The organism is Brevinema andersonii (assembly GCF_900112165.1).
Classification (GTDB): Bacteria; Spirochaetota; Brevinematia; order Brevinematales; family Brevinemataceae; genus Brevinema; species Brevinema andersonii.
This window is the reverse complement of the sequence record NZ_FOKY01000006.1, coordinates 1-22,061: the sequence shown is the minus strand read 5'-3', so window position 1 is coordinate 22,061 and position 22,061 is coordinate 1. Positions and strand designations below refer to the sequence as shown.

The window sequence follows — 22,061 nt, the reverse complement described above, 5'->3', positions numbered from 1 at the left end:
GTGAAATATTAACTCGTATTCATATATTATACAATAAAAATTCGTTTGGCGCAAACTATTTTAATTAGATATTTATCGAGCTATTAGCAAACCCTAAATCCTCCATAAGACTTTTGAACTCCATAAGAAACAGTGGATTATTAATAGAAAATATTGTCGATTTATGGTATTCATAGATCAAATCTCTAAATTTATCCATATACTGCGCGCTGACAGAATCCTTGATTCCCCAGAAAATAATCCGGCCGTCTTTCAGCATTTCAGCGCTTTTCTGTTTGAGGGCACTCTGTAAAAAAACTTCCAGTGCAATCACAACAGGCTCAAGATACAAAGCTGCTTCTTGAAGCGAATCGGCACTTTTTTTAAGGAGCACAGCTTCCCGTAAAAACACATCCAAAAAATAGTCCCTGTCGTCATACGCCAGATCTAATGCAAATTGATGCACACGCATTGCATAATGAAATACTAAAACCCTTTTTTCATAAGGTAGCAAAAGATTTTCTGCTCCCCAAACTGCATCAAGAGACAAAGTCCCTTCTGCGCGTTTATGGCGGTAACCGCGGATCATTTCATAATGAATACTACGTGCAATGAATCTTATGCGTAGCAGCAGTGGTAATGTCGATAACTGTGATACATTCCAAGTTTCTGCTTGACTCCAAAAATTTTCATCGAAATCATGAGAATCATTTTCATCAAGATCAATCCAACAAAGATGTCCGCTCCAATCTGAGCCCTTTGACATCAGGCAGAATGCCGTATGAATATTTAACCCCATATAATTAAAAAATTTAAATACATAACGGTCATGATTGGGATCAGCCCATACTTGAGCAACGGAAAATTCATTAGTCACGGTTTGAACATCCTGAAACCCCTCCCTAAGTGCATACCAGCAGACATATTGTTTAAGAGTTGCAAAATCAAGACGCGACTCTTTCACAGAACTCAAGAGAACCTGTTTTCCAGTGCCTTGACCTACAACGTTACTCATACCTTTATCCAAAATATTCAGGAATGTTTCATAAACAGCAGGGTCGAGAAAATCCTGAACAAATTCATAAGCGCGCTGAGCATAAAGCAAATCTTGGATAGTCTCAATGCCTGAAATATCCGAAAAAAACCAGCCACAACTTGTATACATAAGCATTGCATAATGCAGCGCTTCCATCATTTTAATAACGAAAAATCGTTCTTGTTCGGAGAGTGTTTTTACTTGATGCTTGGCAAAAAACACTTCATAATCTTGAGGATCATTACTCATGAACGGTATAGCAAAATCATTGCGCGCCTGCCAAACGTCCTGAACCAGCCCGTCAAGCTTGAATGCAATAATTTTTTGGATTTCGTCACGTAAATAATCAAATGCTTCCCTAAGGGGAGTACGCCATTTTTGATTCCACGAGTCAAGACCTCCGGTATGACAGCCACAATCTTCATGCCAGCGCCCTACCCCATGGGCACAGCTCCACGCGGTACCAAGTCCGTCTTTTCCGGGAAGCAGAAAACATTCGACAGTAGGAGGATTGTCTGCAAGAAAACGGCCGTAATTGGTAAACACAAACTCCGGATCAGTCTCTGAGATAATATCATAAACAAGGCGTGCTAATGCCATATTACCGTAAGGCTTGTGATGGCCGTAAACTTCACCGTCAGTTGCCGTATGAACAAGTCTAACTTCAGAATCCTGAGCAGCAAAAGCGCTTCGGACCGCAGCCAAAAGATTATTAGAATCGCTCAGCAAATTCCCGAAACTAATCCCCGATGCAAGCTGAGCATCATAAAAAAATACAGCCAATGACCCATTTTTAGTATTGAGGATGTAAGGACGATTAGCACTGATTTTACCTCCTTCGACATCAATACGTTGGCCTCCGGGATTGGCTTCTGCAGCGGCTTGAAATGGAGACAAAATCACAAACTTAACCCCACAATCTACTAAAATTGCAGCGGTAATTTCATTGATAGCAGTTTCGCCCAGCCACAAGCCTTCGGAGTCGCGCCCAAAGCGGCGTTTGAAGTCAGTCAACCCCCACAATGCTTGTGTATATTGATCTCTTTCGCTGGCCAGCGGCATAATCATATGATTATATACCTGGGCAATTGCGTTACCGTGACCATAATTTCTACTGACAGAAATCTTATCAGCTTCAATGATGCGCTTAAGGGTTTGCGGGTCAGCATCTAAATTCTGCATCCATGCAAGCAGAGTTGGTCCAAAGTTGAACGACAAATACTCATAGCAATTCACTGTCATCAAGACTTCTTCGCCCTCCAAAACCGGAGTGCGAGTACAAGCTGCATAACATTCCGTATTAATTTTAGTATTCCAGTCGTTGTAAGGATAGGCAGAAATTTGCCGGTCTACATAGCCTGACCAGGGATTTTCACGTGGCGGCTGATAAAAATGCCCGTGCAAAATAAAAAAGTTTTTTTTCATAGCTTTTTCCTTTGAAAATATTGCATTCTCTGCATTATACCACAAAATTACAAAAAAAATAATTCGGAAACAAGTTTTTTAAGATAATTCTTGATTTTTTTGAAATGAATAATTATACTTGTATAAAAGGCACATCATTTGAAAAATTGGAGTTCAAGCGTGCAAAAACTGTTTCCTCAAGCGATTCCTGACGACATCTTATTTATTTCCAATATCTTAAATCACCAAGGTTTCGAACTGAAACTAGTAGGCGGTGCGGTGCGAGATGCTTTAAGAAACCAAAAAAATATTGATTTCGATCTGGCAACTTCGGCCTCTCCTGATCAGGTTAAAGCAGTTTTTAAACCGATTAAAAACTGCTTTATTGTTCCCACAGGTCTAGCACATGGCACTGTGACTCTTGTTTTAAATAACAAGCACTATGAAATAACCACATACCGTTTGGATGGTTTTTATTCGGACAGCCGGCATCCTGATCATGTTAAATTTACCCATTCTATTGAAGAAGATTTGTCACGACGTGATTTTACGATCAACGCGATCTCTGCAGATCCTATCACAAAAATGATTCATGATCCGTTTCATGGCAGAGAAGATATCAAAAATAAAATTATCCGCACAGTCGGTGATCCCATGGAACGATTCCGTGAAGACGCGTTACGCATGATTCGAGCATGCCGATTTGCTGCTACACTTGGATTTTCTATAGAGGAAAATACTTTTGCTGCCATTAAAGCACTATCACAAAATATTACAGCTGTTTCTCATGAAAGAATCCGCGATGAACTGTTAAAAATGTTGTGCTCTGACCAGCCTTCGATAGGCCTCGAAGCTATGCGTACGAGCGATCTTTTGAAATATATTCTTCCGGAGCTCTTAGAAGGTTACGGAGTAGAACAAAATGAATTTCATCGTTATGATGTTTATACCCATAACTGTAAAACATGTGATCTTATTCGTTCTGATGATCCTATTACTAAATTTGCGGCATTATTACACGATGTGGGTAAGCCACGGGCAAAAAATTTCGCACTCAAGATTGGCAATGGGAATGTTTTTTATAATCATGAAATTATTGGCGCAAAAATGACCGATAAAATCATGAAACGGTTGAAATTTTCCAACGAACAACGCGAAAAAGCAGTACTTTTAGTGGAAATGCATATGTTTTACTACACAAAAGACTGGACAGATGGTGCAATCCGGAGATTTTTAAGGCGGTTTGATGGAGATCAGGCTTTCTTGCGCGAGTTGTTTTTTCTACGTGAAGCAGATCGTTTAGGCAGTGGCACCAAAAAACAAAGTCCTCATATTTTTCAAGAGTTCAAAAAACGAATTGATCAAATTCTCGAGGAAGATGCCGCTTTAAAAATCAGCGACCTCCATATAAACGGCAATATATTGATAGAAGAATTCAATTTGCAGCCATCACCTCTAATTGGTGAAATACTTAGGCATCTACTGGAACTGGTACTTGATGATCCTACATTAAACAACAAACACGATCTTCATGAACAAATACGTACTTATTTGCGTAAGACAGAAGTCCAATAAAAAAGAGGCAGTTATGTTTTCATCACTCATCAGGACATTACAAATGAATTTCTCCAATATGTTTTCGGACACCAATTCCGTGCAAAATACCAATACTATGGAAGTAAAACAATCTGCCGTGAGTTCCACACAAGAATTAATTAATATGGCTCGTTCTTCATCAAACTCTATAGTTAAAACACTAGGTGATATTCTTGCTTCTGAACCATACGCTGGGTTTTTGCTGATTGTGATGATTGCATTAATTATCACTTTAATGCTACGCTGGACACTTTACATTACAGGCAAAAAAGCGTTATCTTCTAAAAAATTCTTTTGGCGGCGTGTATGGACATCTCTATCATCTCCGCAATTTCTATGGTCAGGGTTGATTTTAGGGGTTATTCTTGGACTGGACGTACTTAACTTGCCTGAAGCTCTCACCCGTGTATTAAGAATTATCTTATTTTCTATTCTGCTTTGGCTGCTTTACATTGTTTCACGGAGGATTTTGTCGATCTATTCTCGTGCTATTCTCATCTATCACTCATCCGATAACAGAATAAAGTTTTTCCGCAACAAAAACGTTTTTATTGTATTCTCACGAATAACCAGAGCCGCATGGACAGTAATTTTTATTACTGTATTATTAGGGCTATGGGGGGTTCAGTTAGGTCCTATACTGGCCGGTTTGGGGATTGCTGGGCTTGTTGTTGGTTTTGCCCTGCAAGACGCATTATCACATGTTTTTGGAGGCATCAGCCTGATGCTCGACGAAACCTATACCGAAGGCGATTATGTTATTCTCGAAAACGGTAATGAAGGGATTATCTTCCAAATAGGCTATAGAAGTACAAAATTACGGACATTTAATGAAGAAATTATCATCATTCCAAACGGGATTCTAGCAAAAATGGTTATTACGAACCTTTCCCAGCCAGTAAAACGAATGCGTGTTGTTATATACTATACGACTCATGCAAGCGATGCTTCTCCGGAGACCGTAAAAGAACTATTGGTACAAGCTACCAACAAAGTAACTGGCGTATTACGTTATCCAGAACCTTATGTATTTTTTCTGGAACCCAAGGGAACAACATATCGTTTTCGTTTGAACTATTTTATTCCGACAGCATTTACGCGATTATCTTCTACTGATGCAGTTCATATGGAAGTAGTTAAGATCTTTCAAGAGAATAAAATAAGATTTGCTGCAGAAGAGTCGTTAATTCAATTAGAAAGGAGGGATTTTACAAATAATTCATAAAAATGATAAAAAAACTTGACGAAAATAAAATTTTATAGCATAATAAGAATACATTTCTGTATTCTTATCTTAAATAAATACTCATTAATATCCAAAATCACTAGAGGTATCCATGGCTCGTCGTATCAAACTGAAAAATAATTCAGAAAACGAAATTCAAGAGAATGTGACTCTTGAACAACCTACAGAAAACAAAAAAACACATCGTAAATCAAAAAAAACATCTGCGCAGCTTCCTGAGGATAATCTTATTGAAGAATTTATTCCTCTTGACGATAAAGATTTCAAAAAATATAGCAAAAATTTATTTGCTATATACGAACATTCTTCGGACCCTCAAAAAGTTATGTCTCAAGTTTTTTCTGAAGATGGAACTATGTTATTTATTAACCAGCTTAAACAATTATCCATTACAGAATTATTAATGGTTGCCGAACATTTGAAATTAGAAAATTGCGAAAGTATGCATACTCAGGAATTAGTATACACTATTCTTAGGAAACATGCCGACAATAAAGGTATTATTTATGGTGGCGGGACTTTGCAACTGATAGACGGAGGTTTTGGATTTTTACGATCTCCACGGTATAGCTATCTGCCTAGTTCTGATGATATCTATGTTTCGCCATCTCAAATATCACTTTTCCGGTTACGGAGCGGCGATGTGCTCCAAGGTCAAATCCGTCCTCCGCAGCGCACAGAAGAAGAAAAATTTTTTGCCATGCTTAAAGTTGAAAGTATTAACGAAAAATCTGCTGAAGTAGCACGGAAACGGACGTTATTTTCCAATTTAACTCCGTTATTCCCGGAAGAACAAATCAAGTTGGAACGTTCTCCCGATTCTCTTGCTATGCGTATGATGGATTTATTTACACCTATTGGAAAAGGACAACGAGCATTATTAGTATCACCTCCCAAAGCTGGAAAAACCACACTTCTAAAAGACATAGCCAATAGTATAACAACAAATCATCCGGAAATCAAACTTATTGTTTTTCTCGTAGACGAAAGACCTGAAGAAGTAACTGATATGCAGCGCTCCGTAAAAGCTGAAGTTGTCTATTCGACATTTGATGAGCCCGCTCAAAAACATGTGAATGTAGCACAAATGGTTCTTGAAAAGGCTCGTCGTTTGGTTGAAAGCGGCTATGATGTTGTGATTTTATTAGATTCAATTACTCGGCTTGCACGGGCTTACAACCAAGTAGAACCATCTTCAGGAAAAGTATTGTCAGGAGGGATTGATTCAGGAGCCCTTCACAAACCTAAAAAATTCTTCGGAGCTGCTCGCAATATCGAAGAAGGAGGCAGTTTAACAATTATTGCAACAGCGCTTGTAGATACGGGATCAAAAATGGATGACATTATTTTCGAAGAATTCAAAGGCACAGGTAATATGGAAATCAACTTGGACCGTAACTTGGCTAATCAGCGCACATTTCCTGCATTTGATATTAAAATTTCAGGAACAAGGCGGGAAGATCTTTTACTTAATAGTGCAAACTTAGAAAAAATACGTATGTTAAGAAAAGTGTTTGTAAACATGTCTAATGAAGAAATTATTAATAAAATTAGTCAGGCTATGAAAAAATTTCCTACTAATGAAGAATTTCTTAACAATTTGCAATTCTTAGGGAAGGCCTGATCCCTATCTTTATTCACTTTAGCAGAGTAAATAGCTATTAAAATTTGCGTTTTGGCGCATTAATTATATAAAATCATCCTAGATAATAAAGAAAATTAAAACTGCTGTATCTTGAGTAAAGTTTATTAAAATAATTTCAGGTTAAAATGTTTCAACCACTTCTGTTTGCTTATATCATAACATCATAGAGATTTTTTAGTTTTTCTATCAACATCTTTTCTGCTTTAACTCAATAACCATAAAATTATCACAAAAATACTTTGATAACATTTAAATTATAATATTCTAAAAAATAAAAAATGAATTCATAAACTTATAGAGAAATATATTAAATATCTTTTAAGGTGTATGTGAAATGGCATTACTAAATAAGAAAAATCAAAAATTAACCGGAAAATAATTGCTTTCCATTTTAGAAAAAGTTACTGAGAATAATATTGTTATTACTGATGCATTCAAAAGGTACAATATTGGATGAAGATTGGAAATTTTAATGATAAGTTCGAATATTATGAATTCATTTTACTTAATCATCACGTCTATAAAAAACTTATATTAACCACTTTCCTCAAAATCATTAAGAATATAGTAAACTTATAAGCTCATTCTAAACATATTCTTACATATTCTCAAACTAAACTATTTTATCGTTATTTTAGTTAATTTTTCGCAAAATACAAAATAATTTGACTTCTTATGAAAGAATGCTTTATACTTATAAAAATTATTAAGGGCAAAATTATGACATCACTGGGTGTTCTTATTGGGCTTACTATTTCTATTATTTTTATTCTACGTCGCTTTCATCCTGTATATGCTTTAATTTTAGGCTCACTTATTGCCGGCATAATAGGCGGATTCTCTCTAAATACCACAATCAATATTATGATTAGCGGCATCAAGACAATGGTTCCAGCGATTATTAGGATTCTTACGGCGGGGATTTTAGTAGGCACGCTAGTCAAAACAGGTGCTGCTATTAAAATAGCAGAAACAATTATTGAAAAATTAGGAGAAAAACTTGTTTTATTAGCATTAACTTTAGCAACATTTTGTTTAACAGCTACTGGAATTTTTCTTGATGTCACAATTATTACGATTGCACCGATCGCTCTGACGATCGCGCAAAAATTAAATATTTCTAAATCTGCTATTTTACTGGCACTTAGCGGAGGCGGAAAAGCAGGAAATTTAATATCACCTAATCCCAGTACTATTGCTGTGTCAGAAATATTTCAAGTTCCCATCTCATCGGTTATGGCCGCGAATATTTTTCCGAGCATTATTGCTATTATACTGACAACAACTATTGCAAAATTTTTCATTAACAAAGGAGAAAAAGTTACAGAAAATCCCCACTTTCATCACGGCAAATTACCATCTTTCATGGCAAGCATTATTGGTCCAGTTACTGCTATCTTGCTGCTGACCTTGCAGCCGCTATTTCAAATTGCTATTGACCCATTAATTGCCTTGCCTATAGGTGGTATGCTGGGGATCATAGCTATGGACAAACTTCCAGAATTTAACTCTTGTTTGTGTATAGGCTTGGAAAAAATTTCAGGTGTTGTTCTATTACTCATAGGTGTAGGAACAATGGCCGGTATGATTCAAAACTCCAACATTAAAGAATTAAGTCTGCAGTTTTTAGAAACAGTACATATTTCTGATTTTTTTATTGCGCCTCTTTCCGGACTTTTCTTAGCTATGGTTACTGCATCCGCAACCGCAGGAGCTACTATTGCTTCAACAACCTTTGTTGACCTCATCATTAATACAGGAATAGCCCCAGTACAGGGAGCATCTTTAATTAATGCTGGTTCTATGGTCATGGATCATATGCCACATGGCTCGTTTTTTCATAACACGAAAGATTCTCTTCATTTGTCCCTAAAAGAACGATTTAGAGTTTTTCCTTACGAAATTTTGATTGGATTCAGTTTGCTATTTTTGGCTGTTATCAGATATTTTATGATTAATTAAACTCTATGTCTATTTTAACATCATTTCCCTGATCATTATGTACGTGAAGACATATATTAACTTCATCCTGAATAGCAGGGACATGCGAAATAAGTCCAACAATACGCTGTTCTTGTTGTGCCAATTCATACAAAGTTTGAAGAACAATTCTAAGATTTTCTTCATCAAGCGAGCCAAATCCTTCATCCACAAAAAAGAAACGATGTCCTACTCTACTCTGATCAGCTAATGCCAGAGCCAATGCTAACGCTGCTTGGAAACTTTGTCCACCAGATAATGTTGATATATCACGCTTATTACCACCGGCAAGACGATCAATCACATAAACCCCTTTATGTTGCAAATCACTAGGAGCTTCTATAGCAAACTGATTTCTACTGAATCTTAAAAAACGCTGATTAGCATAGTAACAAAGCTGTTCCAGATATTTTTGACCGATAAAATTTACAAATCCTTTTGCTTTAAAAAGCTGTTCTAAAATAGCAATATTTTCTTGATTGATTAACATTTCTTTTTGTTGTTCCATTAACATTTCTTTTTGTATTATATTCTGCTGCAAAGATTTAATTTTATCAGATAAAGATCCTAAATCCTGTTCGTTTATTGAAATCTTGGATTCTAATAATAAAACATCTTGTTCTAATTCATTTAATAATAAAGAAAAATCTATATTATTATTGATTTCCAAATGGGATAGTTCTTTTATTTTATTTTCTAAAACGGCATATTCTTTTCTATAATTCGAAATGTCTTCATAACTCATTTTAGAAAATAACGCACTTTTAGAATATTCAATTTCACTAAGTCCGATCTTTTTTAATTCTTGCTCTTTCTTAATAATATCTGATTCTAACATTTTTTGTATTTGATTTTTCTGGTCAATAGATGCAAACAACAAACTCTGAAATTGTGTTATTTTTTTCTCTAACTCGTATTTTCTTATTTCTGACATATTTTTTTTCTTTTCTAATTCAACTTGAAGATTTTCATATTCATTAATTTTTGTTTTTGCTTGCAATAGATTTTCTTTTTTTTGCTTATTTTCGATTAATAATTGATTAAGTTTTTCTTTCCAAGAATCTAAAGATTCATTATTTAATAAGTTTTGTTTTTGTGATTCTAATTGTTCTAATTCATCTTTATAATTTTGACAAAGTTTTTCAGACATTTCTACTTGCCTATATTCATCGCGAAGCTGCTCTAATAATTTTTCTAAGGCCAATCTTTGCTGAGTAAAATTTTCTAACATATGCTCATCAATAGATTCAAAAGGACTAGGATGTTCTATTGAACCACATAAAGGACAAGGTTCATTCGGCTTTAAGCAATAAGAAATCCCAGATAACCCCAACAAACTTTTATATTTCTGCTCTTCTTCATAAATAAAATTAAGTTGTGTTTTTATTTCTTGTGCATGTAAATTAACATCATTCAAAGAACGGCCAATTTTCAATGTTTTTTGTTTGTTGAGCAATTCCAAACTTCTTGCTTCTAATTGATTCCATTGTTTTATTTGATATTCTAAATGCACAATTAATTTATCAAATTCTTGTTCTTGCCAAAAATCTTTTTGCTGGATAAATTGTTTTTTGTGTGTTTGAATTTCTTCAAGTTCTTGCTGTAATAATTTGAATATTTCTGCTTCTTTTTCACTATCAGTTTGTAATAGAGTTAAATCTTTTTGCAATTGATCAATTTTCCATTGAGATTCATTAATATTGTTTATATATTTTTTAATATTATCATCCAGTTCAATAATACGATCTACTTTCAAACGCAATTCAGCCTGTTCTATTTTTTCTTTTTTCTGTTCTAACAGAGCTATTTTTTCTTTTGACTCTTTTAAGAGAAGTAATTGATCAATTTTTTTTTGAATTTCTTCTTTAGATTTTTTTTTACTATTTAATTCATGTTTCGAATATTCCAATTCAATCTTATATTGTTTCTTTCGTTCTTTCAACTCAGATAACAATTCATCTGAGACATCTTCAAAAAGCATCAGTTGCGCAGACAATGCCTTTAAATTGCCGCTATTTTCATTTTTTAATATAGCAACTTGATCTGATAAATCAAAGCGTTCCAAATGAAAAAGTCTCATTAAAGTTTCTGCATTTTTGCTGGGCGTAGCATGAAGAAAATTCAAAAAATCACGTTGTTGTAACACTATTGTTTTTCGAAAATCATCGTAACTCAATCCTAATATTTCCTCACCGGATATTTTTCCTTGAGGTACCCATTCATTATTTTGCTTACGAAATACTTCACGTTTTGCGTCTACTTTTTCAAATTTCTTTTTATCACGAACTGCATGAATTCGGCATAAATATTCTTCGATACCGGACTCTCCAATAACAGAAAATTCAAATTCAATTAACATGGTATCTGACTCAAGATTCATCATGCTATAAGTCACAGAAAAATTAGATGATCCGCTACCACTGCCCATTGAGCCTAAACGCTCTGTTCTAGCATATAAGGCAAAAATAATAGCCTCAATAATTGCCGATTTTCCTACTCCAACCGAACCAAAAATTCCGAAAAATTTCTTTTCTTCAAATATAGAAAAATCAATAAAAACCTCACTTTTATAAGAATAAAAACCTTGAATTTTTAGAGAATAAGGAAGAAACCCTTGTTTTCGAAAATGCAATATTGAAGTTTGATCATACTGATTTAATGTTTCAAAAAAGGCAAGTAAACTTTCCGGAGCTTCCATTTTTCTTTTAAACAAAAAATAATCCTTAAACAATTCTAGAGATGACCGTTCATGAATATATTCTATATCTGGATTTAAGGCAAGTGTTTTGCTGAATTTCGGCTGCATATCGACACGAAGCAGTCTGGAATGAATGTTGTTCAACTTGTGCATTTCATGAGCTTCTAGGTAGCGGTCACCACACCATACTAATTCGATATAATTTTCATCCTCTCCTTGTAGAAGGTTTTCTATTTTGCTTACATCATCAAAAATAATACGTTTGATATTTCTACCTTGTGTCAAAGGATAATAATATTCGGATTTTTTACGGTTAATTTCCAGTATTAATAAAGTTTTTTGTTGTCCGCTTTCCGACATACTATAAATAAGGGGACTACCAGTATAGAAAACCTGACAATTTTTCGAAAATATTTTTTGTGGTCTGTGTATATGCCCGAGAATGGCATAATCAATTCCCTGAGGAATATATTCTGCAGAAATACCACCTATTCCACCTATTTTTTTTTCACCTTCATCTTCTACGGGGGGCTCTTCTTGAATTAAAGTATCCTTCTTTTCGGGCAGAACAAAATAATGCGCCACTAAGATATTAATAACATCAGAATCTTGAGAGATATTTTCTTGCCATTGTTTCTGAAACACTTCCCATATTTTTTTACTGCTGTCCTCAACACCAAAATCTTTTTTCAAACGTTGTGCATTAGCATACGGTGCCAGTAAAAATCTAATATTTTTCTTTGCTTTTTTAAAGAAAATTTCAATCATTCCTGGTGCCGAAGCATTCACTCTCCATGCAGAGCTGTTTTCTTCCAGCCGAGGTACTTCATGCACAAAACCAACAATAGCAACCCCGACTTGAGAAGCAAATGCTTCAGAAGAAGATAAAAATAACGGAGAATCATGGTTCCCGGCAATCACCAGAACCACACATTCTCCGTTTCTTGATAGGCGCGCTAATGTTTTAACAAACAATTTTGTCACTTCAGGACTCGGATTTACGGTATCAAAGCAGTCTCCTGCTACAATCACTGCATCAACCTTTTGCTCTTCTGCATATTGGACAATTTCATCCATCACTAGAATTTGCTCTTCCAGACGCGAAAAAGCTTCTAATTTTTTGCCCAAATGCCAATCGGCAGTGCATAGAATTTTCATGCGTACCCTTTGTTACCGGTTAGAACTAACCTTTATATTTTTCAAGGAGAAAAACAAGCGACCGCCCATAAATATGACTCTTAATATTTCGTCGACAACATAAATAAGAAAAATACCGAATACTCCCCAATGAAGTTGACCAACAAAAAAATATGACTGTAAAGCAATTGCTGTCAACCCTACCATCTGTACAAACATTCCCCACAAGGTAATTCCCATACCGTGCAGAATGCCGTTAAAAATCTCCCAGAGCGTCCGCGGCAATGTAATTAACACCATCAAAGGAATATATTTTTTCAAGAGGTCAATTGTTTGCGGATCACTAGTGAACATATATGCTATATATTTTGCAAAGAATATATAAATCAATGCTACACCTAAAGATATCAGTCCAGCATCTCTAAGGCCGAAATACATCACTTTGATGACTTTTTTAATATTACGGGCACCGAAAGCACGTCCAGCTAAATTAGTAACAGCTAAGATATAGCCCGAATACATTCTAAAGCCAAATTCAGGCAGCGTGATAAAGAAAAACATAAATCGATTTAAGCTAGGATCCGTATTATTGATCACCCATACCAGAAAATTACCGCCCAATCCCCACAAAACCATATCGATACCTACAGGAAATCCCATTCGTATGGTTTGGTATACAAGTTTTTTATCAGGATGTACAATTCCTTTTAATGTTGGCATAATGTTTTTTTGTTGGAAGAGATAGTACAGCATTAGCAGATTACCCAATGCTGTACTGACAATAGTTCCCCATGCAGCACCGGAAATCCCAAGTTCAGGGAAAAAGAAATCTCCGTGAATAAATAATCTATTAAAAACAGTATTAGCTAATACTTGCACAATCCCGACTATCATAAAAGGCTTTGTATATCCTGTCGTTGCAAAAACAGATTGTACACCTTTGTAAATAAAGCCATTCATCAAATAAGAAAATGAAACAATATGCATATAATCGACAGCAATTTTCAAAGTTTCAGCATTGGGATCAAGTAAGCTGTAAATTTTTTCCGCACCAAAAAACCACAAAGCCCAAAAAACTGCTCCAACCATACCATATACAAAAAATCCATTTTCTACAATTTTTTGTGCCTTATGATAAAATTTAGCACCAATCGATTGAGTAGCCAGTATTACAGTTCCCATATGCATATAATCCATCAATTGATTAAGAGTAATATAAGGTAACATAATAGTATTAAGAATATCTAAGCCATCAGGCCTATAATGTCCGATAAAAACAGAATCGGTAATTGCTACGGCATAAAATGTTAATGTATTAATAGTTAATGGCCATGCAATTTTACGCATACGCCTTGTAATAAAAATATTATTCATAAATTTCTCCTTTCAAAATATATATAAATTAATAAGAAAAGAGATTAAGGAGAAAAGATGAATAATAAATAAAACTAATAGCACCCCAAACAAAACTATAAATAGGAAAAATTAAATATATATGATAAAGAAAATTAATATATCTTTGAATAAAAAGAAAATATAAACATCTTGTATCATAATACAACCACAATAAAATACATCATAGCAAAAAATTAATATTTTGTCAATATTATGAAACAATTATTCTAAACTTCTTGACAAAAAAGGGCTCTTATGAGATAATAATATGAATTGTTTATGTAGGGAATCTATGCGGTTGAAAAAAATATTTTTTTTCATTATCCTATTTTTTGATACTATTGTCTGTCAAGCTTATTATTCTGAATTAACTGATTCACCAGAAAATGCTCTATTTTTAGCAGTTTACAATAATAACTTTGAAGAAGTACAATCTTTACTAAAACAAGGATTTAACCCCAATAGCCGAGATAATATGGGGCGTACGCCTCTCATGTATATCCAAAATTTTTCTTCGAACATGGCATCTATTCTGATCGAACATGGAGCTTTCATTAATGCAAAAGACAATAATGGCAATTCAACGTTAAGTACTGCTGTACATAATAATAATGAAAATTATATAAAATACTTGCTTACTCAGAATATCTCTATCAATGCAACCAATAAAGAGGGACTGACACCCCTCCATTTAGCAGTCCAATACAATCGACCAGCAATTGCTGAGCTTTTACTGGAAAACGGTGCAGTTAGTGATACGTATTCATCAGAAGGTGTTTCGCCTTTGTTGAGTGCTATATATTCAGGCAACCATCAATTAGTGGGCTTGCTTTTGGAACATGGAGAAGATCCTGATCAAACTCGAAAAAATACTGCAAACACTCCACTTATGATCGCAAGCAGTCAAGGACATCTTACTATTGTACAGCTGCTTCTTAAATACGGAGCTGATATCAATCGTCAAAACGAACAAGGTGCTACTGCATTACTTCTAGCCATTGCACAGAAATATTATTATATCACAGAGCTTCTTCTAGAACATGGTGCTAACTTATACCTCAAAAGTAAAAATGACATTACAGCATTTGATTTAGGACAATATTCCGATCGTAAATTCCAGCACCTGATCAAAAAATATGCAAAAATACAGGCTCAATCAAGAACTGAATAATGCTGCGTTTTGTATATGTTTTATTATTACTCAACTGTCAATATATTTACAGCTACAATATTTTCGATATGGCACAATCAGGAGATATCAATTCCATACGTAACTTACCAGACTTCGAAAAACAAATTAATATAACTAACGATTATGGAGACAATCTTTTGACGACTGCTATCAGTTATAAGCAATCAGCTGCAATCAAATTTTTTCTGCAAAACAATGGAAATATTTATCACACCAACAAAGCAGGACAAACAACTTTGATGTTAGCTGTACAAAATAAAGATATTAATCTTATTTCCTATTTACTCAAACGCAATGTGCCTATCAATGCAGTCGATCAAGTAGGGAATTCAGCGCTTTTCTATGCTATCGAAGCTAATAATCCTATGATTATTTCTCTTCTGCTGCGCAACAAAGCCAATATCCACATCATGAATAAAAAATCATTAAGCCCTTTGATGCTCGCGAGCGAACTTGAAAGTTTTGAGTCTATTGTTGCCTTGCTGTATCACATAAAAAATATCGATCAGCAAAATAGTGAAGGTGCTACTGCACTTATGATCGCATCGAGGCATGGCAGCATAAGAGCCGTCGAAACTCTGCTTCAAGCAGGAGCTAATACTGATATCCAAGATAAACAAGGTTGGACAGCTTTAATGTTTGCTGTTATTGAAAATGATGTTGAAGCAGTTGATCTTCTTCTTAAGTATGGCGCAGATCTTAATATAAATAACAATTATAAAGAAACAGCCCTCATGCTAGCCAGTGCCTATGACTTTCCTGAAATTATCCAAACTCTGATTTCGAGAGGAGCTGATATCTATGCAAAAAACAAACAAGGCCTAACAGCATATCAATTAGCACAGCTTAATAACAGCACAACCGCTATGCTGCTCCTGAAAGCACAAGGCCCTCAGGAAGATTTGCCTGATTTATCAAGATTCCTTCCAAAAGGAATTATGACTAACAATTTAGAATAAATTTTATAAAAAACAAATCCTTTTTTCAACAAAACCACTTATTTAAATTATAAAGGAACGCAGAAATATTATGACATTTAACGAGTTTTACGCACAGAATAAAACCTTAGTGTACCGTCTCTGCCGGGCACGCACTAACAAGGATTTAGCCGAAGAGAGTACTGCAAGGGCTTTTATAGAAGTATGGAAACGATGGGATAAAGTTTCTGTGATGGATTCACCTATTGCTTATACAGTTACTATTGCAAGGAACATTGCTTACAAAGAATACTTGAAATCCAAAGCTCGGATTTTTCTTGGCTTGGACACTGTTGATGATATTCCCGATGCGCAGTTATCACCGGAAGCCTATACGGTACATACAGAAACTCTTGAAGAACTTTGGGATGGTATTAATCAGTTGAGCTACAGAGAAAAAGAAATTATTATTCTTAAGGATCTGGAAGACCGCTCATTTCAAGAGTGCTCGGAAATTCTTAAATTATCCCTGACAGCCACAAAATCACTACGGCACAGGGCAAGAAAAAAATTAATGAAAATACTAAGTAATCAATTCGAGGTAACAGAATGACCGATACTGAATTAAATATGTTATTAGATCAATTGAAAAACGAAAATATTCTCCATAAAAATATTGACCAAAAATTTGAAAAACTGGTAGCATGTGAAGAAGCAAAAATTTGTACTAATTTTCGATTAATAGGATCCCTAGGGGTCCTTGTATGTATATTAGCACTTGGTACACATATTATGTATCAGCAAAATTCCCACCAAAAATTAGTACTCCAGCAATTGGAACAAGAAAGGGAACAAATTTTTAATAATGCTGAATATATGTATTCTATTTTATTTACTGGAGAGTAATATGAAAAGATTTTATTTTATTTTATTACTCAGCATTACGGGGATGGCCTTTAGTAATGATAGACTACCTTTCCCTAACGAAAAAAAATCCGAAAACCAATGGTTTCCTCCATTTTTCCGCCCTTACCTAAAAGAATCACATAAAAAGAATCATCGACGTATGCGAAATAAGATTTTTGATTTTGTTACTGTACTTCAGATAGAAGATGACATTATCAAAGCAACAGGGCAAGCTCGTATCCTTAAAGAGAATTTTGTTCGGCGAGAGGAGCTTCTTAGGGAAGAACGAAAGCTTATCATGAAAGAATTAAAATATCTTCTTAATGAACAAAAACAAGGACGTGATATGAATCATCCCATTCTCCAAGCCTACAAAAAATTATACAATAATACATCCAACATGCAAGCATTGGTTTTGGAACACGTAAATACTTTACAAAAACAATCGGAAGAAATTTACAATAAATATATAGAAAAAACTTCAAAAAAAATTATAGAATTTGAGCAAAATCCTCAACAATTAACAGAAAAATTGCTTAAATTATATAATGAGATATCAAACTAAAATTTATGATAGCTATTTTCTAAAGATAGTGATCATAAATAAAAACATGAGGAGACAATATGAAAAAATTAGGAATACTTTTATTGGCCCTTTTTGCATTTTCGATGGTTCCACGTATAAATTTTACAAAGAGTCTTTCTGACCATTACATGGCTTACGGTTCTCGACATATGGATTTTGATTCTTTCGATGATCCTGGCTATCGTAAACACAAAATGAGCCAACACGACCGTAAAAAACATGAAACAATGTTTTACAATGCTACCCCCGAACAACAACGTGGAATGGCTAAAATTGAATCAGAATTCAGAAAAAAATGGGATCAACAACGCCTGGCTTTCAAAATGAAATACACTGATCTTAAATATGAAATGATATTACTTGAAATTGATATGGCTCAAGCACAAAAAACCAATGATCAAGCTGCCGTTAAAGAACTGATAAATAAATTAAAAGCTAAAGATCAAGAGTATCAAAAATTGAAATTAGAAGAAAAATCTATGAGACTTAATCTTGAAACCGAAAAAAATCAGCAAGTTAATACTTTATTAAAATAGAACAAAGAAAAAATTCTAAAACTCTCCTTAAACGGAGAGTTTTTTTACAAAAAAATATTATTACCGTATAATAAAACAATGGAGAATTTATGACAGAAAAAAAAACATATATGTTAACAATATCGTACGACGGCACAAATTTTAAAGGATGGCATACCCAATCTGATGTTCCAACAATACAAGGAACTTTAAATTCTATTTTATCAGAACTATATAATGAAAAAATTTTCACTTGGGGTGCTGGGCGTACTGACGCTGGAGCTCATGCTGTAAAATATACAGCACATTTCCGCACAAAAAATGATTGTCTCCCTCAACATAAAATCACCTCAATTCTGAATAACAAACTGCCTCCTGATATCAGAGTATACAGTATTCAAGAAAAACCACATAAATTTCATGCTACATTCAGTTGTATAGCAAGAACTTATATGTATTTGATTTATCAAGGTCTTATTCTTCCGCCATTTTGGGCTCATAAAATGTATCATGATATTAGTCCTCTTGATGTAGAAAAACTACAACAAATTTCAAAACTTTTTATCGGCCAAAAAGATTTTAAACATTTTTGTTATGGTTACAGTCAAGAAGAGAAAAAACATAAAACTACTATTAGAAGATTAGATTACTTTTCAATACGAAAAAAAGACAATGTTTTACTTTTTTTCATTCAAGGTGAAGGATTTCTTCGAGGAATGATCCGTAGTTTGATTGGCATTGGCTTAGCAGCTGCACGTGGAAATCTACACCCATCCGATATAGAAAATGCGTTCCAAAATGTTCCTTTAGACAACACACTCTGGAAGCCTGTACCTTCACATGGATTATATTTCAAAAGAGCCCATTACCCTTGGGATTAGTGTCTCGAATCAATAAGATCCAGCAAAATTCGATCGACATGACGTCTAAGGTCTGTACTTTTCGGCAACTCATTTTCTATTTTCTGTGCAGATCTCAATACCGTACTATGCGATTTTCCAAACAAATTACCAATTTCTGTTGATGATAGTTTTGTATGTTTTGTAGCGATAAACATAGCCACTTGACGAGGATAGGCAATAGCATTCAACTTACTGTCAGAACGTATCGAAGCTAACGTAATACCAAAATATTTAGCAACAGCTTTTTGAATCTCATGAATCGACAAATCATCCGGTATATCAATCTGAATCTTATCACTCAATAATTCTTTTGCCAACTTTAAGGAAATATTTTTCTTTTTCAAGTCACCATAAGCAAACAATTTAATTAGAAATCCTTTCAAAGCACGTATATCACCTTCAATGGATTCTGCAATTAAATTAATAATTTTATCATCGATATCATAATTTTCACGTTCGACCATTGCTAAAAGAATTGCTTTTCTGGTCTCAAAGCCAGGATTTTTTAACTCGACAGCCAATCCTCCTTGAAGGCGCGTTTTCAGACGAATATCTAGACCCTGAAGAATGTCAATACTACGATCTGCAGTGAATACCATTTGTGAACCCCGAGAAATTAACGTATTAAAAACGTTTCCTAGCTCTTCTGCCGTACTTTCTCTGGATACGAGTGCTTGTACATCATCCATTACTAATAAATCACACGATCGGTACCTATCTCGAAAAATATTCATATTTTTTGTCTGCAAACTCTTAATAAAATCATTAGTAAACTCTTCACTGGTCACAAATACCGCTTTTTTTTGAGGAAATTTTCCCATATAAGCATGGACAATCGCTTGAGCCAAATGAGTCTTACCAGATCCAATCGGACCCGTAACAACCAGAGGATTATAAGAATTATATAAACTACTCTGCACCACCGCCAGTGCAGCATGATAAGGAAAATCATTACATTGACCAGGAATAAAATTTTCAAATATATATCCAGCAGACAAATGCATATCTTTGTGATTATTAGATTCAAACGATTTTTTTCCTGATTGCTCATGTATTTCTACAGGATTGGCCTTCGTTACAGGTATTATCTCTATAGAAACCTCAAATACATAACCTTGTTCCTGCAGGAAGTCTTTCATCGGCGCTAAACAATTTTCTTCAAACCATCCTTTACTAAAGGCATCATCAGCACTCAGTACTATTAAGTTATTGTTTTGCAGCTCCTTGAAACGGATACGGCGCAAAAAAGCTTCAGAAAAACTGGATTCAAACAATTGTTCCAGATATTCTAAGATTTTATTCCAAAGTTCCATATAATTAAAATCCTTATTACGAAATTTTCATTACGATTCAGTATTATATTTTTTTTTAAAACAAAAATCAAGAGCCTATAAAACATGGATTTTACAAGGAACAATTTGTGCGATTTTTTTGATAATTTATTCAAATTTGGAAAAAATCGCACAAATTTAAGCATTTTTTTATTTTTACTTTATATTTTATAATAGATTAAATAACTTATTCAATATCGGAATTTTATGCACAAAACTGATCAAATTGTGCGATTTATTAAAAAACTTTTTTATAAAAATTTGCAAAATTCTTATAAACATTTTATTATATCCATATTCACTGGGAGAATTATATGTCTTTTAATATTAATCATATTGCTCGTTTGGCACACCTAGAGCTTAAAGAAGAAGAACGAAAAAAACTCACTGATAGTATGGATAATATATTACATTTTGTGGAAACAATCGCTAGTATTGATGTAGAAAATCAGGAACCGATTGTTCGTTCTATTTCTGCTCCTTTATCGATGAGAAAAGATATTGCTCAAGATGGGTTGACTACCAAAGAAATCAAACGTAATGCTCCGGAATTTGATGATAACTATATTATTGTTCCTCAAATTATAAAAAAATAATGCCAGACCGTGATTCATATATTCTGTCTTCAAATACTGATTTGTTTCAACTATTCACAGGCTATGACAAAACTTATCTAGATATTGGTTGCGGTCACGGAGATTACTTATTATCTCGTTGTCCTGAAAACTCAGAAGTATTATGGATTGGTATTGATGTCTCACACAAGCGTATTAGTAAAGCCTATCATAGGCTTAAAAAAACAAATATCACTAATTTTCGTTTATTCCATACAGATGCACAAACAGCACTTTCTATGATGCCAGCATATTCCATTGAAGAGATAAACATTAATTTTCCTGATCCATGGCTCAAAACAAAACAATGGAAAAATAGACTCTTCAAACCTTCCTTAATAGCAGATATACTTAGGGTATTAAAATCCGAAGGTTCATTATCTTTTGTTACTGACATCCAAGAATATGCAGAACATGTTGTCCAGCAGCTGGGGCTATTCCCCTACTGGTATAGTTTATATCAACCAGCTATTCAAGTCAATCTCTTTAAGACATTTCCTACACTATTTTACCGTAAAATGAGCCCTTTACGACCTATTTCCTATCTACGATTCAAAAAAATATAAATGTTATTCTAAAACATTTATATCATTCAAATCAAGTTTTTTCTAAAAAATATTGACTAAATTTACGATATTATATATAATATTGTATCTAATAATGAATGTCATATAACATTTAGTTTTGCAGTTATGACACATTTAGTTTTGCAGTTTTTGAACTATAAAAATTAAAATTTGTCAAGTTTTTTTATACTATTGTTTTCAGGGGAAGGAAGTAGAAAGAGAAAAGATGAATTGTTAGAATAAACCCATGAAGAGAGCCCCCAATTCTTCCCGTAGGCTTTTAAGGATTCATCATCCTTAATGCTGCATTCCTCCCTATAAAATATTTGGGGAGGGATGTTTACATTCTATAAGGATATCTAGTATTCTGGCTATTCTATAACCTATTCTTTATAAAATGGCAAACCAAGAAGAGG

Annotated in this window: 17 protein-coding genes; 13 read left to right on the top strand and 4 right to left on the bottom strand. The window is 34.1% G+C overall.

From position 1 onward, the window contains the following. Positions 1 to 64: 64 nt before the first annotated feature. On the bottom strand, positions 65 to 2,440 hold the full coding sequence (locus BM018_RS04460) for a DUF3536 domain-containing protein (protein WP_092319050.1): 2,376 nt from the start codon (positions 2,438 to 2,440) through the stop codon (positions 65 to 67). A 159-nt stretch (positions 2,441 to 2,599) separates the two neighbouring features. On the opposite strand from BM018_RS04460, the gene BM018_RS04455 reads away from it, so the two are divergent. The 4 genes from BM018_RS04455 to BM018_RS04440 all read left to right on the top strand — a co-directional run bounded on the left by BM018_RS04455 (position 2,600) and on the right by BM018_RS04440 (position 8,868). Continuing rightward, positions 2,600 to 3,994: a CCA tRNA nucleotidyltransferase gene (locus tag BM018_RS04455; RefSeq protein WP_159428176.1), complete on the top strand. Its 1,395-nt coding sequence runs from the start codon at positions 2,600 to 2,602 to the stop codon at positions 3,992 to 3,994. Between the two features lie 13 nt (positions 3,995 to 4,007). Next, positions 4,008 to 5,240 carry a mechanosensitive ion channel family protein gene (locus tag BM018_RS04450; RefSeq protein WP_159428175.1) on the top strand — a complete coding sequence of 411 codons (1,233 nt, stop codon included), beginning with the start codon at positions 4,008 to 4,010 and terminating at the stop codon, positions 5,238 to 5,240. A gap of 112 nt (positions 5,241 to 5,352) precedes the next feature. Continuing rightward, positions 5,353 to 6,885: a transcription termination factor Rho gene (rho, locus tag BM018_RS04445; protein WP_407640963.1), complete on the top strand. Its 1,533-nt coding sequence runs from the start codon at positions 5,353 to 5,355 to the stop codon at positions 6,883 to 6,885. A gap of 741 nt (positions 6,886 to 7,626) precedes the next feature. Then, positions 7,627 to 8,868 carry a GntP family permease gene (locus tag BM018_RS04440; protein ID WP_092319044.1) on the top strand — a complete coding sequence of 414 codons (1,242 nt, stop codon included), beginning with the start codon at positions 7,627 to 7,629 and terminating at the stop codon, positions 8,866 to 8,868. On the opposite strand, the gene sbcD is transcribed toward BM018_RS04440, so the two are convergent. Both sbcD and BM018_RS04430 read right to left on the bottom strand, forming a co-directional pair. After that, on the bottom strand, positions 8,861 to 12,742 hold the full coding sequence (sbcD, locus tag BM018_RS04435) for an exonuclease subunit SbcD (protein WP_092319042.1): 3,882 nt from the start codon (positions 12,740 to 12,742) through the stop codon (positions 8,861 to 8,863). The two genes, BM018_RS04440 and sbcD, sit on opposite strands and share 8 nt — an antisense overlap. 12 nt (positions 12,743 to 12,754) lie before the next feature. Then, on the bottom strand, positions 12,755 to 14,095 hold the full coding sequence (locus BM018_RS04430) for an MATE family efflux transporter (protein ID WP_092319040.1): 1,341 nt from the start codon (positions 14,093 to 14,095) through the stop codon (positions 12,755 to 12,757). 289 nt (positions 14,096 to 14,384) lie between these two features. On the opposite strand from BM018_RS04430, the gene BM018_RS04425 reads away from it, so the two are divergent. The 7 genes from BM018_RS04425 to truA all read left to right on the top strand — a co-directional run bounded on the left by BM018_RS04425 (position 14,385) and on the right by truA (position 19,113). Beyond that, entirely contained in the window at positions 14,385 to 15,287 is a 903-nt protein-coding gene (locus BM018_RS04425) for an ankyrin repeat domain-containing protein (protein WP_092319038.1), read from the top strand. Then, positions 15,287 to 16,267 carry an ankyrin repeat domain-containing protein gene (locus BM018_RS04420; RefSeq protein WP_092319036.1) on the top strand — a complete coding sequence of 327 codons (981 nt, stop codon included), beginning with the start codon at positions 15,287 to 15,289 and terminating at the stop codon, positions 16,265 to 16,267. Before BM018_RS04425 ends, BM018_RS04420 begins: the two co-directional genes overlap by 1 nt. 70 nt (positions 16,268 to 16,337) lie before the next feature. Next, on the top strand, positions 16,338 to 16,838 hold the full coding sequence (locus tag BM018_RS04415; protein WP_092319034.1) for an RNA polymerase sigma factor: 501 nt from the start codon (positions 16,338 to 16,340) through the stop codon (positions 16,836 to 16,838). Continuing rightward, positions 16,835 to 17,131, top strand: a complete 297-nt coding sequence (locus tag BM018_RS04410) for a hypothetical protein (protein WP_092319032.1) — start codon at positions 16,835 to 16,837, stop codon at positions 17,129 to 17,131. Before BM018_RS04415 ends, BM018_RS04410 begins: the two co-directional genes overlap by 4 nt. Before the next feature lies 1 nt (position 17,132). Further along, complete coding sequence (locus BM018_RS04405) at positions 17,133 to 17,696, top strand: hypothetical protein (protein ID WP_092319030.1); 564 nt, start codon at positions 17,133 to 17,135, stop codon at positions 17,694 to 17,696. Positions 17,697 to 17,755: 59 nt separating this feature from the next. Further along, the gene (locus tag BM018_RS04400; protein ID WP_092319028.1) at positions 17,756 to 18,253 is read left to right on the top strand and encodes a hypothetical protein; all 498 of its coding nucleotides are present in this window, start codon (positions 17,756 to 17,758) and stop codon (positions 18,251 to 18,253) included. Between the two features lie 89 nt (positions 18,254 to 18,342). Further along, positions 18,343 to 19,113, top strand: a complete 771-nt coding sequence (gene truA / locus BM018_RS04395; RefSeq protein WP_092319026.1) for a tRNA pseudouridine(38-40) synthase TruA — start codon at positions 18,343 to 18,345, stop codon at positions 19,111 to 19,113. Here the strand turns inward: truA and dnaA are convergent. Further along, a complete protein-coding gene (gene dnaA, locus BM018_RS04390) occupies positions 19,110 to 20,447 on the bottom strand; it encodes a chromosomal replication initiator protein DnaA (RefSeq protein ID WP_092319024.1) in 1,338 nt (445 codons plus the stop codon). The two genes, truA and dnaA, sit on opposite strands and share 4 nt — an antisense overlap. 332 nt (positions 20,448 to 20,779) lie before the next feature. On the opposite strand from dnaA, the gene gatC reads away from it, so the two are divergent. Beyond that, on the top strand, positions 20,780 to 21,061 hold the full coding sequence (gene gatC, locus BM018_RS04385) for an Asp-tRNA(Asn)/Glu-tRNA(Gln) amidotransferase subunit GatC (RefSeq protein WP_092319022.1): 282 nt from the start codon (positions 20,780 to 20,782) through the stop codon (positions 21,059 to 21,061). Continuing rightward, positions 21,061 to 21,645, top strand: a complete 585-nt coding sequence (gene trmB, locus BM018_RS04380; protein WP_092319020.1) for a tRNA (guanine(46)-N(7))-methyltransferase TrmB — start codon at positions 21,061 to 21,063, stop codon at positions 21,643 to 21,645. The genes gatC and trmB overlap by 1 nt, the downstream gene beginning before the upstream one ends. Positions 21,646 to 22,061 lie beyond the last annotated feature (416 nt).